The organism is Colwellia maritima (genome assembly GCF_022669015.1).
GTDB classification, from domain to species: Bacteria; Pseudomonadota; Gammaproteobacteria; order Enterobacterales; family Alteromonadaceae; genus Colwellia; species Colwellia maritima.
Window position 1 is genome coordinate 354,611 of record NZ_JAKKSL010000004.1, and the last position, 12,963, is coordinate 367,573.

A 12,963-nucleotide genomic window follows, 5' to 3' on the forward strand; every position below is an offset into this window, starting at 1 on the left:
CTTGTTTTAGTGAAAATTTGACTAGTATTAAAAAATAGCGTTAAGCTTAATACGCTCAACAGATTTAAGTTCAGGTGAGCCACCTTGCATACCTGAGCCTGATGCTATCCATAAATAACCATTCATTTCTATTACACCGCTACCGTGCCTGCCTTGCTGTAAAGAGGGCATTTTTTTCCATGACCTTGTTTCGGTATTATATAATTCCACGTCATTGTGAGCCTTGCTTGGGTCAGCACTTTCGCCACCCACCACAATAAAACTATTTTGGTAGGCGAAAACAGAATTACCGGCTCTGGGCGTTGGTAAATTTTCTTTTATTACCTGCCATTGATGAGTAGTGAGATTAAAAACATCGACTTTGGGTTCAACCAACTCAAATACCTTTTTGATTTTTCCTGATGTTCTTCGCCTGACGACATAAATTTTGTTATTTAAGATAGCGCCTTGGGCGTGATCACGCGCATGGGGTGCGTCAGGAAGAATTGACCAGGTGTTGGTTTTAAAGTCGTATTTATCTACCCATTTTACGTGTCCGTCTAAGTGTCCGTTGGTTATGCCACCAATAAGATAAAGTGAATTTGAATGAACAACAGCAACAGCTCCGCCTCTTAATCTTGTTTTAGGTATGGCAGGACCTTTTTCCCATTTATTTTCTTTTGGGTAAAAGAAATAAATATTTTTTACCGGTTTTTCAGCAGGGTAGCCACCTGTCATAGCGCCTGCAACAACAATTCTATCTTCCCATACCACAGGTTGAAAGTGATGTAGTTCAAGAGGCGATTTTTGCAGTGATTGCCATGTTAATGTGTTCGGATCAAACGCATCAACGGGGTTGATCCTTCTTCCACCAATTAAATAGCCTTTGTTATCAAATTTAACAAAGCCGGCTTCGTGACGAGCTGTAAACGATTTTGATGTTTCAATCGTTTCCCACGTATCTTGTGCGGTTACCGTAAAGATAACCAAAAACGAGGCGGCAAACGCAGTGAATGATTTTACAATTTTTGTTGTTAACATGGAGAGCCTTATTTTTTTAATTTATTGAATTTAGTAAAGAAGTCTTTAACGTTCTTTGGTGTCTTTTATATTTAAAATAGACGTGATTTCAACAAGGTCCGAAAAGTCTGCTCCACCATTTGATATAGCTTTATTGTTATAGCGACCATTAACGCCATTATATTGTGAGCTAATTTTATTGGCTTCAGTCCACGCTTCAGATGAGATAAATTTTTCATTTTCAAGGTTTTTAACTGGATAGGTTTCGTTGTTAAATCCCGGACTCCCGTTGTTTTCTTTGTTGCCGTCTTCAACTTTTATATAAGTTGTTTTAGCTTTGACAAAATTTAAGGCATCAACACTGGTTTCTTTCTCATTCCAGGTACTGTGCTGAACAACCATAATGTTATCTTTTGAAAAAGGGATACCAAATTCATCTAATGCGATAAGTAATTCTTGAGTAAAGTCACTCTGTCCTGCTTCTGCAATCCAAACTTTACCGTTTGTGGATAAGGTTTTACTGATATGTTTTACGGTGTTATTGATTGAATTCTGTTTATGCATATGAGCATCAGTCCAGTTATTTTTAAATACAATGTTAAATAATGTATCTCTTGGCACGTATAAACCTGCTTGAATACCATAAGTGCCACTTACGGCATAATAATTAATATTTTTGAATTCGTTTGACTGTAATATTAAATCTAATGCGGCAATAGTATGTACATCATCTACGTCTGTTTTTAAGTCAAAATTTAAGAGTAATAGGTCTTTATCTGCATTAAATTTTAGATCGGCACTGTAACTATTTAATGATAGTAAAGTGACAAAGGTTAAAATAACGTTTCTTATTGTCTTGACCATTTTTATTCTCCATTTTACTATTATTGTTTTTATGACTATAACTGAATTAGGTAAATAAAGTCCAATCATGCTGTATTTCAAGGTTAGATGTTACCAGTAACATTTGAGGGGATCAATCTTTTTATTCATTGAAGGGACTTTAGTTATATAATCAAACCTTGATTGAAAAGTGTGATCGACAAAAAGAAACAAAGCTATGAGCAAAATGAGAAGAACAACCTTGCAAGATATTGCTGACATTGTGGGTATGACTAAGATGACGGTTAGCCGATTTTTAAAAGATCCCAATTTAGTAGCAGAGTCTTCTCGTAAAGATATTCAAACGGCAATTGATAAATTAGGCTATATACCTAATAAGGCACCTAATATTCTTTCTAAAGGTCGCAGTCATGCTATTGGTGTGCTATTTCCATCGATATCCAATCATGTTTTTGATGAGGTATTACGTGGAATTGAGTCGGTTACTGAGCCGGCAGGCTATCAAATTATGATTGCGCATTATGCATACTCGCCTGAACTTGAAGAAAAAAGAATTAGCTCATTATTAGGTTATCATATTGATGGTTTGATCCTTTCTGAAAGTGTACATAGCCCAAATACTCATCGTATGATCAAATCTTCTGGTGTGACAGTTACAGAAATTATGGATACCTGTACCCCACCTATTCAACAAGCGGTAGGTTTTGATAATTTAGCAGCTGCTAAACAAATGACCTTAAATATGTTGGAAAAAGGGTATAAAAATATTGCTTATATTGGGGCAAAAGGGGATATACGTGATTTACTTCGCCGGCAAGGTTACGAAGAGGCTGTTTTGTCATATCAATTAACGCCATTGATCTTTCGGTCTCCTGAATTTTCTTCTATTCGTTTAGGATCAGAAATTTTAGATGATATTTTATCTATGGATCCTAAAGTGGATGGGGTAATTTGTACGAACGACGATGTGGCAATGGGTGTACTGTTAAGTTGTAAAAAGAAGGGTATAAATGTACCAAAGCCAGAGCTAGGAGTTACTGGTATGCATGGACACGATATGGGACAGCTTTATTCACCCGCATTGGCCAGTGTAATCACCCCAAGATTTCTTATTGGCCAAGTAGCAGCTGAACAATTACTTGCGCGTATTGATGGGTTACAAAATATAGAAACCTATATTGATTTAGGTTTTACTTTGCATGATGGTGAGAGTATTTAACTTTATACATTTTTAAAATTAGGCTTACATCGAGTGATATTAAATAATGTAAGCCTAATCGATTACTTTTCTTGGTAGTCAAAATACTCAAAATCGGCATGGATTTTCTGGCCAGAAAGATCTTGGCAAGCTAACCCATAAAATGCGCCTGTAAAACAAGGTGAATATCCCTTTTCAGTGTGAACAACGTAATCGTCAGATAAAATACTACCGTCTAACTCTGGTCCTATTGCCTGCCAGTTAGGTTGGTGATCTTTTGTATCTACCGCGAAGTAAAACTGTATAACAGCGCCATTAAATTCAGCTTTTAAATACACTTTTTCAATTTGAGTTATGTCGATAGGTTGGCTGATAGGGTGCGATGTTTTATTGTCGTCGCAACTTAACACATTAATGAATTTTTTACCTGAGTAAGCACCTAAATCGTCACCTGAAATATACACATAATGATAATGCGTTGTGTTGTAGTAACAAACTAAGCCCGCCATTTGTTGGAAATTTTCGGGTGAAAACTCAATACAAGTAGACGCTATGGTATGGTGGGCTTGTACTCTTCTACCCACTAAGCTCTGTTCAAAACAAGAACTGAGTGACTCTCTGCCATATAAACGTAAATAGCCTTGTCTGTCAGTTTGGTTGACCCATTCATTGCTCATGGGGATACGCAAACTTTGAAAATTTATGTCTACTGCGGGGGTGTCAAACGTAATCCGTTGCGCTTCTGATTTAAATTTGTGCTCTGGTAAATTTGGTGCAGGAACATGCCGGCGCGCTTCATTTGATTCATGGTCTAAGTAAAGCCAGTTATCTTCTCTCCATTGCACCTTTTCTATTGCTGTTTCTCTGCCTGTAATACATCGTCCTAATTCGGTTAACGGACGACCCGTTAGAAACACCATGTACCATTGCCCATTTTGTGTTTCAACTAAATCAGCATGACCTGTTTTTTGTAGGTAATTGCTAGGTGCATCTTTAGCGGTAATAACAGGATTGCTAGGGTGAATTTCGTATGGTCCAAAAATAGACGTCGATCGTGCTAAAGAAACACAATGGTTATAACCAGTTCCACCTTCAGCGGTGAGTAAATAATAATAGCCATTTTTTTTGTAAATATGTGGGCCTTCCGATAAGCCGTGTTCGCTACCAGAAAATATATGATGAATTTTACCTACTGTCTTTTTTAAATTGCGGTCAAATTCTTGAATGATAATACCACCAAAAAATTTACTGTTTCGGTGATCTACAATCATATTCAAACAATAAGATTTACCATCATCATCGTGAAAAAGCGAAGGGTCAAAACCACTAGAATTAACGAATGTTTGGTTCAGACCATGGACCATTAATATTTGTAGCGGTAACCACGTAGTTAGGTGTGTCTTTCCAGTCACCATTAAAGTTTTTTACATTGGTATACACCAGATAAAAAACACCATCAACATGAGTTAAGCAAGGAGCCCAAACACCACAAGAATCAGGCACGCCTTTCATATCTAACTGAGAAGTTTTACTTAACGGATGCGTGAGTAATGTCCAATTAACTAAGTCTTTAGAGTGGTGTATTTGCACACCAGGAAACCATTCGAACGTTGACGTTGCTATATAATAATCATCAGCCACTCTGATAATGCTAGGGTCTGGATTAAAACCTTTTAAGATGGGGTTTGATATTGTTTTCATGATTATCTCTATTGTGATCTCAATTTTATGTAATTTATTCTCAACTCAGATCTATATTAGTGAGCTTAGAGCAAAAAAAGTAACCATACCTTTAAAAGCTTATGGTTACAGGGAGAAAAAGTTCGTCTTCAAGATTAATGATAAATGTAACTTATTGCTTATTAAGACTTGAAACAAACGGTTTGGCTTTTAATTGACGATCAAACAACAAAGGATAATCTGTGCGCCCTGGCATAGGCCAATCATTTCTCCACGTGTTAGCGTCGCTCACACCCCAAAAAGTAACACGTTTAATAACCTCTTGATGTCTGTTAAATATATTGAATAAGGCTCTGTATCGATCGCCTAATTGGTTTTCTACTTCAACAGGTAAAGCATCAGGATATGGATTAAAAGACTCCTGTAATTCCATACTTAATGAAACATCAGCACCCATATTTTTCTCATCAGGGAAAGGAATAACCGACACATCCAACTCAGTAATCAATACATCCATATTAAGTGCACTGTATGCTTTAATTGAATCTTCTATTTCAGTTAAATCAGGTTTAGTTAACGAATAATGTGCTTGCATTCCAACACCATCTATTCGTATTCCTTTGTTTTGTAGGCGTTTTACTAAATTTAATACACCATTACGTTTTTCAGGTTTATATAAATTATAGTCATTGTAATAAAGCTTGGCATTTGGTGCTGCTTTAGCGGCTAGCATAAAAGCTTGCTCAATAAAGTCGTCCCCAATAATAGACAACCACTTAGATTCTCGTAAAGTACCATCTTCATTTAATGCTTCATTAACAACATCCCATGCATCTATTTTTCCTGCATAACGACCCGCAACGGTATTAATATGATCTTCCATACGTGCTAGAAGTTCAGCTCTGTTCAGTGGCGTACCATCTTTATGTTCGAATACCCAATCAGGTACTTGTGAATGCCACACAAGTGTATGACCCGTAAAAAAATGATTGTTTTTATTTGCGAATTCAACTTGACGCGTCAGGCGCTTCAAAATCGTATACCCCTTCTTTAGGATGAATACGTTCCCATTTCATTGAGTTCTCAGGCGTAATTGCATTAAATTGTTGATTAACAAAAGGTAAAACAGACGTTGCGTTACCTATTATTTGTTCTCTACTTAACGCTGTTCCTATTTTATATTTATCGGCGAAGAGTTCTTTTAATAAAGGTGCGTCAATATTACTTTGCTCTACAGCTGAGCTGTTGGGTTGATTACCGCAAGCAGACAACGTAAGTGTGATAACTGATATTAAGGGTAATAAAGTTTTTAATGATTTAAGTTTCATAATAATCTTTTAATGTAATTGTATTTATGACTATTACTATAATCTGTAAAGCTCGTACTATTCAATACATATTGAAAAAAACTTTATACTATTATTTAAAAGTATTTAATAACAATCAGTTATGTTTTTTGTGTTTTATTTTCACTCTATCATTGTAGAAAACGTGGTTTTTCCTTTTTTCTACAGGCCTAAGGTTAATAATATTATTAATCTCTTAATATTATGATGATATTTTGGTGAATTAGCACGTACAGCCATTTTAAAATTTTAGCGCAATTCACGGTAGCTTATGTAAATTATCGTGTTTAAACGTCACTTGTTTTAGAAATAAAGCAAAACTTATGGAGTGGGGTAGGGAAGGTCTGTGTTGATATTTAGGTAGGATGTTCTATGAATGTTTATTTTATTATTGACTGTATATAAATACAGTATAGGCATAAATTATGTAATTTGCATGAAAAAAGGTTTTTATCAACCTTTCACTCATCAACCAGTTGGTGAAGTTACTATTAACTTATTGATGAGTAGAGGTAATTGGAGTATTGTAGTTTTTGAATTTACATGAAAGAAGGATCAATGTCGTGTTTAAACATGAAGTTCATCCTTATAATATAGCTGTTGGGCGCCCAGATATAGACCGCGTGAGAACGGAGCACATGATGCCGAAGAATGAGTACCTTTTAAATAATCGTAATACATCGGCTGCGGAGCGCTTCGCCTCGCTTTCGAAACTTTTTGACCCGCCCACACTGCGCCAATTCGATGCTTGTGGTATGTCATCTGGTTGGAAATCTTTGGGAAGTAGGAGGCGGCGGCCCCACACTTGTCCGAATAATCGCCGACCGTGTTGGGCATACCGGGTATGTGCTAGCGACCGATATTGACGCATCTTGGACCAAGGAAGCAGAATCCGAAACTGTCACAGTGCGTAATCATGACGTGGCTTTCGATCCGGCGCCCGATGATAAGTTTGATTTGGTGCATGCACGGTTGGTTCTGGTTCATGTCAAGGAGCGTGAGCAAGCGCTCCAAAACATGATTTCTTCCCTAAAACCCGGCGGCCGTCGGGTTATAGAGGACGCCGATCCTGCGCTTCAGCCTTTAAGCTGCATCGACGCATATGGTCCTGAGCAAGAGTTGGCCAATAAGGTCAGGCAAGGGTTCAGGGCTTTATTGTCCGACCGTGGGGCTGATATTTCATTTGGGCGAAAGCTTCCGCATTTGTTTCGTGCTGCCGGCATCGAAGATATTACGGCTGAGGGGTATTTCCCAGTCAAGATGCCAGAGTGCATTCAGCTAGAAATTTCTACGATACAGATGATCAGAGATGACCTGCTGAACAACGACATTGCATCATATGAAGAAATTGAACAGCACCTCGGGAACGTTCGTTCTGGCGTGTTAGATCTTTCTCAACCACCAATGATTTCTGTTCGCGGGCGCAAGCCACAATAATTTATGACGAGTAACTTGCGCGGTCGCCCAACAAGGCGCTGCAGCCGACCGCCATCCCGCTACGCGGGCTGTCGTCAGCTGAGCTTCGGCGTTAGGTATACAGGGAAAGTTTGGTGCATAAATCAATATATACAGTCGTAGGTGCAGCCAGTGTTTGGATATTTTTCATTTACCTCGCTTATATTTCACTTTATATTCAATCTCCTATTACCGAATTACTTATCAGTTCTGATTTGTTTCCAGTAGAGTACAGTGTTTACTCTATTGCATATTTAACCGACTGCTTGAGTGTGTTAACTTTTGTTTTAGTTATGCTTTATAGCTTGAGTTTTATTTGCAAAACTAGCGTTAAAAGCATTGCTGTATATTTTGTTTTGGGTTTTGTTCTCGGTTGTGTCATTTTGCCATATGAATTAACTTATCGTGCCACCCATAATAAATCCATTTAGGCGATTATAACTTATCGTGCCACCCATAATAAATCCATTTAGGCGATAAATAGGATCATTTAACGTGCTAAAACTTATCGTGCCACCCATAATAAATCCATTTAACTTATCGTGCCACCCATTAACTTATCGTGCCACCCATAATAAATCCATTTAGGCGATAAATAGGATCATTTAACGTGCTAATAACTTATCGTGCCACCCATAATAAATCCCCACGATAAATCTAGGTAATAACAGCACGTTAAGCACGTTAGTTATATTATTTTCTTATTAAAATAATCCATATCATGTGCAGGTAAATGCCTCTATTACCCGTTTTATTACATGTAACGTCACTTTTTCTGAATCTTAGGTGAGAGAAGGCCGTGGTGTTAGCGAAACCACTTGTTTTTGTTTTGTCGTTTAGGTGTTTAATTACTTTACTGGGGGGGGGGGGGGGGGGGGGGGGGGGGGGGGGGGGGGGGGGGGGGGGGGGGGGGGGGGGGGGGGGGGGGGGGGGGGGGGGGGGGGGGGGGGGGGGGGGGGGGGGGGGGGGGGGGGGGGGGGGGGGGGGGGGGGGTTAAATAAAATTAAGCACTATTCAAACAAGCTTGGGCATTGGCTATGCCATGTGTTCGCTTTAAGCCTACATGTTCACTAAATTCACTTAAGTGCTCAGCTGTTCCGACAGCACCCGTGAAAATACATTCAAATTTTGTGGTGAGTTTTAACCAACTTTCATCACTGATGTGTAGCCTGGCTAAAATGTTAGACGCTTTTGGGTTAATCGCGCCACGTTTATCGTTTCGAATTATTTTCCCCGTTTCATCAACGAGGGTTAAATAGTCTTTCAAGCTGAAAGTAATTCCTTGTGTTTTGTGTTGATGTTCGTTGCCAGTAAAAGGGAGTAACTGCTTGGGTTGCTCACCGTTAATAGCTGCTTTAATACGTAACTGAATGTTGGTGAAACTTGATTGCTCGGGTGTAGGGGAGATAGCGGCACGTACTGGGTTTAAATCAACATAAGCCATACACGACAATAAAGCACCTTCATCAAGCAAGGCTTGAGATTTAAACCGTCCTTCCCAGAAATGGCCTGTGCATTTATCTTCTTGATTAGCTTGCCTTGCAATAGGCTCATTTAAGGAGCGCATAAACCACTAATATCCATTAAACGCTCTTTGTATACTTTAGCGGTTTGTTCAACCATGGTGAGTTGATAGTCAGCCAGTGGTTGTTTATTTAGATATTGTCGTGTGAGGAGCGTGCCCTTAAAAAGTTGATGCCAACGTTGAAGAATATCTGCTGTGGTCCACTGTTTTATTTGCTCACAATCCACATGCAGCACTAAATGTAAGTGATTGTGCATGATAGCATGGGCACAAATATCAATAGCAAAGGATTGGGATAATTGAAACAGACGTTTTTCAATCCAACCGCGTCTGTGTTCAAAGCTAGTGCCAGTTTCTTTATCGACCCCGCATAAAAAGGCTTTGCGTACAGTGCGGCTACAAATGTGATAATAGGGGGTATTGAGTAAACTAATTTGTTGTGAGCGGGGTTTAGGCATCATAGTGTCCATACTTGATTAAGGTAAGGTAAGTGTAGTTTATACTGGGAAAGTTGCAAAAGTTATTATGGGTGGCCTGATTAAGTGGCCTGATTAAGTGGCCTGATTAAGTGTTCAAAGCTAGTGCCAGTTTCTTTATCGACCCCGCATAAAAAGGCTTTGCGTACAGTGCGGCTACAAATGTGGTAATAAGGGGTATTGAGTAAACTAATTTGTTGTGAGCGTGGTTTAGGCATCATAGTGTCCATACTTGATTGAGGTAAAGTAAGTGTAGTTTATCTTGGAAAGTTGCAAAAGTTATTATGGGTGGCCTGATTAAGTGTTAAGTTTTTCACGTTGTGTTAGGCGCGCTTACTTATGTGGTAGACACAAAAAACCCCGTAAAAACGGGGCTTTCTCTTTTTGAATATTTGAAAGGATTAGTCTATTAAATCTAGCGCTTCGAGTCTTTCTTTTGCTAGAGTATATCTTGCGCTGACATCATTAATTTGCTGTTGAGTTAATTTCTTACCAAGGGTGCGAAGTCCTCCATCGAAATCATTATGATGAATACCCATAGCGAGTTTTAGATATTCCATAAGCAACGGCTGAGCATCAAGATATGATATGGAATTCATCGCCTGAGAAATTTTAATTGCCTCAGCCCATTCTCCATTATTAACATGCTCCTGCATAGTGATACTTGCTTTTGGGAAAATAGTACCTACACCTGTAATTCCACCACATGCTCCGCCAAGTCCTGCATATACAGTGACGGTGTCAACGCCCGCCAAAATTTTTAAATCTTTGTTCTCTAACATTAAAGTTTCAATAATTGAAACATCTATAGTCGATATTTTAAGAGCAGTTACATTTGGGAGAATAGAAAGTCTTCTAAGAATATCGGTTGATAGGGCATGATAACCGGCCGGCATCGGGATTGTTATAAGGCATAATGGTTACGCCAAGCATCTTTTGCCGTTGCTTCAGCAAGCGCATAGTACTCATACATTTCTTCTTCAGAAGGAGTAGCCGTAGTTTTTGGCGGCATGACCATGACTGTATCTACGCCAACTGTTGCGACCCTTCAATGATTTTTGCTAGCTCTTCCTTCGTTTCTGCTGCAGCTCCGCTGATCAACGGAACATTGTATTCTGTAGCAACCTCAGAAAGGGCTTTAAGTACAGAAAGGCGCTGTTCGGTGCTTAGGTAGCTATTCTCACCAAGAGTACCAGAGCCGACAAGTCCGCCCATTCTGCTTCCGCCCTTACCTTTGGCTTTTAAAACACTTGCGGCTTGCTTTTTTGTTTCTTCAAGATCTATTTCAACGACACCTGATTTTGATTCTTTCAGCCATGTAAACACAGCCGGCATTACGGTATATCTCCAATCTGAACTATTCGTTTTCATCATATTTCCTGTTGTTTAAAAATCACACTAAATAAATTATATCACGAATAGTATACAGTATACAATGTAAGGGTGTGTCGAATAGATTACAACAACACGCCCTTATTATATTTATCAGGCTATTTATCAGGCCACCCATGATGAATTTAAGTAATAACGACATGTGAATTAGGTTGTTTTCTTATTAAAATAATCCATATCATGAACAGGTCAATGGCTCGGTTAGCTGTTATTAAATTAATTATATTAACACCTGTAAAACTTTCTAAAACGTCAATTAAAACAGCACGAAATACGCTTTTTATATTTTATGTAAAATCGAAGCAACTGATTGAACCAAAATAAGAACTCAGCTATTGTTCATTTTATTAATAAAAAATGTAAAAAACGAGTTAATCTACAGGCTCGTTAGGCGATTGGTTGAATTCAGTGGTAGGAGTATTAAGTGGATTATCTAAATATTAATAAGGAAGCTTGGGATAAGCGAACAAAGATCCATGTGGAATCTAAATTTTACAATGTAGAAGCTTTCAAAGATGGAAAATCATCACTTAACGCAGTCGAGCTTGAGCAAGTTGGTAATGTAAAAGGAAAAAAGCTATTACACCTTCAGTGTCATTTTGGACAAGATACGTTGTCATGGGCTAGGCAAGGTGCAATGGTTACAGGAGTTGATTTGTCTACAGAGGCAATAGAACAAGCTAATGAACTCAAATTAACTCTAGGATTAGACGCAACTTTTGTTGCTAATGATATCTATCAATTTGGTAATGAAAGCACAGAAAAATTTGATATTGTTTTTACTTCTTACGGTGTTCTTTGTTGGTTACCAGATCTTAACCATTGGGCAAAAACAATCTCTAATTCATTAGTGACACATGGTGAGTTTCATCTTGTAGAGTTCCATACTTTTAACGACTTACTATGCGGTTACTCGTACTTCCCTCAATCTGAGCCGGATGTTGAAGATGAAGGGACATACACTGAAAACTGTGATGGTACAAAATCAAAAATGGTAACGTGGGCACACTCCTTAAGTGAAGTGATTAATGCTTTAATTTCAGCAGGCTTGAGTATAGAGAATTTTAAAGAGTACCCCTATAGTCCGTATAGTTGTTTTGAAGGACTTGAGCTTGTTTCTGGGAAGGGCTATCAAATGTTACACAAGGGGCAGCAAGTGCCATTACTTTATTCAATTAAAGCACGAAAAATCGCCTAACAAATAAGGATAGGTGTCGCCTAGCCGACACATTATTCGGGTGTTCAACAAGCCCGAAGCCAACGGATAAAAACATCGTTTTTTCCTCGTTAATATTATCTATGTTTCTTCTGTTATTTGACCCACTTGTCGAGTGCTAATGCCATTTGTGTAATACCCGTGCTCGCCACACCTTAACCAAAGAAAACGCGTTAAACATTAAGAAAAACAATGGGGAGATTGCTGTACCGCAAGCCTACAGCTACTTTTCTGATGATTTCCTTCAAAAATGTCTTTATCTCTACCTGAATGTATTAGTCCAATCAAAAGCTAATCAATCACTTGATAAATATATTTTATACAATATAATGTTTTTGTGTATTTTGTATACACTAACAAAAATAATTAAATAGAGGAAACCGCCGTGAAAAAAACAAAGGGACTCTTATGTACGAGTTTAATAATTAGTACTTGCTTAGCAAATGCCCAAGTAAACACACAACAAGAACAAGATGAATTAATGCCTAAAGCTGCAACTTTCGATTCAAAACCACATTTAAATCACGCAGACAATAAAGCATTAAGAACTCCTAATAACTTATCTATAGAAGAATTTGATCAACTTCGCAGACAAAACACCTCCAAAGATCGTCATTTTTTATTAAAAAAACAGAAAATAAAGCGTCTAAAAATAAACTATTTAAAAGCTTTGCCGCTAGTGCTGTTGGTTGCACATCAGTAAGTGAACTATATGCTTTAACAGGTCAAGATTTAGTCGATACCGTAAAGGCTAGTAGCTTAGGTGACTGTTTATATGGTCTGTACAGTGAAGCATCAAATAGTGACGCTTTCTCTGATGATAAAGCTGCAGC

12 protein-coding genes and 3 pseudogenes are annotated in these 12,963 nt (G+C 38.2%); 5 read left to right on the plus strand and 10 right to left on the minus strand.

Annotated elements, in window-relative coordinates:
• Nucleotides 1-27 precede the first annotated feature (27 nt).
• Nucleotides 28-1,020, minus strand: a complete 993-nt coding sequence (locus L3081_RS20195) for a Kelch repeat-containing protein (RefSeq protein ID WP_242288088.1) — start codon at nucleotides 1,018-1,020, stop codon at nucleotides 28-30.
• Nucleotides 1,021-1,065: 45 nt separating this feature from the next.
• Nucleotides 1,066-1,863, minus strand: coding sequence for a hypothetical protein (locus L3081_RS20200; protein ID WP_242288091.1), 798 nt, complete (start codon nucleotides 1,861-1,863; stop codon nucleotides 1,066-1,068).
• Nucleotides 1,864-2,059: 196 nt separating this feature from the next.
• Between L3081_RS20200 and L3081_RS20205 the strand changes: the two genes are divergently transcribed.
• Nucleotides 2,060-3,061, plus strand: coding sequence for a substrate-binding domain-containing protein (locus L3081_RS20205; RefSeq protein WP_242288093.1), 1,002 nt, complete (start codon nucleotides 2,060-2,062; stop codon nucleotides 3,059-3,061).
• 62 nt (nucleotides 3,062-3,123) lie between these two features.
• On the opposite strand, the gene L3081_RS20210 is transcribed toward L3081_RS20205, so the two are convergent.
• From L3081_RS20210 to L3081_RS20225, 4 genes and pseudogenes are all read right to left on the minus strand, one after another.
• Entirely contained in the window at nucleotides 3,124-3,717 is a 594-nt protein-coding gene (locus L3081_RS20210; protein ID WP_242288222.1) for a beta-xylosidase family glycoside hydrolase, read from the minus strand.
• 204 nt (nucleotides 3,718-3,921) lie between these two features.
• A pseudogene (locus L3081_RS20215) lies at nucleotides 3,922-4,741 on the minus strand (glycoside hydrolase family 43 protein); the annotation flags it as partial.
• Nucleotides 4,742-4,892: 151 nt separating this feature from the next.
• Nucleotides 4,893-5,753, minus strand: a complete 861-nt coding sequence (locus L3081_RS20220) for an endo-1,4-beta-xylanase (RefSeq protein WP_242288095.1) — start codon at nucleotides 5,751-5,753, stop codon at nucleotides 4,893-4,895.
• The gene (locus tag L3081_RS20225; protein ID WP_242288097.1) at nucleotides 5,728-6,048 is read right to left on the minus strand and encodes an endo-1,4-beta-xylanase; all 321 of its coding nucleotides are present in this window, start codon (nucleotides 6,046-6,048) and stop codon (nucleotides 5,728-5,730) included. Before L3081_RS20225 ends, L3081_RS20220 begins: the two co-directional genes overlap by 26 nt.
• Nucleotides 6,049-6,783: 735 nt before the next feature.
• Between L3081_RS20225 and L3081_RS20230 the strand changes: the two genes are divergently transcribed.
• Nucleotides 6,784-7,503, plus strand: a complete 720-nt coding sequence (locus L3081_RS20230) for a methyltransferase (protein WP_242288098.1) — start codon at nucleotides 6,784-6,786, stop codon at nucleotides 7,501-7,503.
• 113 nt (nucleotides 7,504-7,616) lie between these two features.
• Nucleotides 7,617-7,952, plus strand: a complete 336-nt coding sequence (locus tag L3081_RS20235; protein WP_242288100.1) for a hypothetical protein — start codon at nucleotides 7,617-7,619, stop codon at nucleotides 7,950-7,952.
• A 572-nt stretch (nucleotides 7,953-8,524) separates the two neighbouring features.
• Here L3081_RS20235 and L3081_RS20240 read toward each other — a convergent pair.
• The 4 genes and pseudogenes from L3081_RS20240 to L3081_RS20255 form a co-directional block, all read right to left on the minus strand.
• A pseudogene (locus L3081_RS20240) lies at nucleotides 8,525-9,504 on the minus strand (transposase).
• Nucleotides 9,505-9,614: 110 nt separating this feature from the next.
• A pseudogene (locus L3081_RS20245) lies at nucleotides 9,615-9,740 on the minus strand (transposase); the annotation flags it as partial.
• Nucleotides 9,741-9,923: 183 nt separating this feature from the next.
• Nucleotides 9,924-10,418 (minus strand): dihydrodipicolinate synthase family protein, encoded by a 495-nt coding sequence (locus L3081_RS20250; protein WP_242288102.1) that lies wholly within the window; start codon nucleotides 10,416-10,418, stop codon nucleotides 9,924-9,926.
• 130 nt (nucleotides 10,419-10,548) lie between these two features.
• A complete protein-coding gene (locus tag L3081_RS20255; protein ID WP_242288104.1) occupies nucleotides 10,549-10,893 on the minus strand; it encodes a beta/alpha barrel domain-containing protein in 345 nt (114 codons plus the stop codon).
• Nucleotides 10,894-11,338: 445 nt separating this feature from the next.
• On the opposite strand from L3081_RS20255, the gene L3081_RS20260 reads away from it, so the two are divergent.
• Nucleotides 11,339-12,112, plus strand: a complete 774-nt coding sequence (locus L3081_RS20260; protein WP_242288106.1) for a class I SAM-dependent methyltransferase — start codon at nucleotides 11,339-11,341, stop codon at nucleotides 12,110-12,112.
• 403 nt (nucleotides 12,113-12,515) lie between these two features.
• Nucleotides 12,516-12,833, plus strand: a complete 318-nt coding sequence (locus L3081_RS20265) for a hypothetical protein (RefSeq protein WP_242288108.1) — start codon at nucleotides 12,516-12,518, stop codon at nucleotides 12,831-12,833.
• The last annotated feature ends 130 nt before the right edge of the window (nucleotides 12,834-12,963 follow it).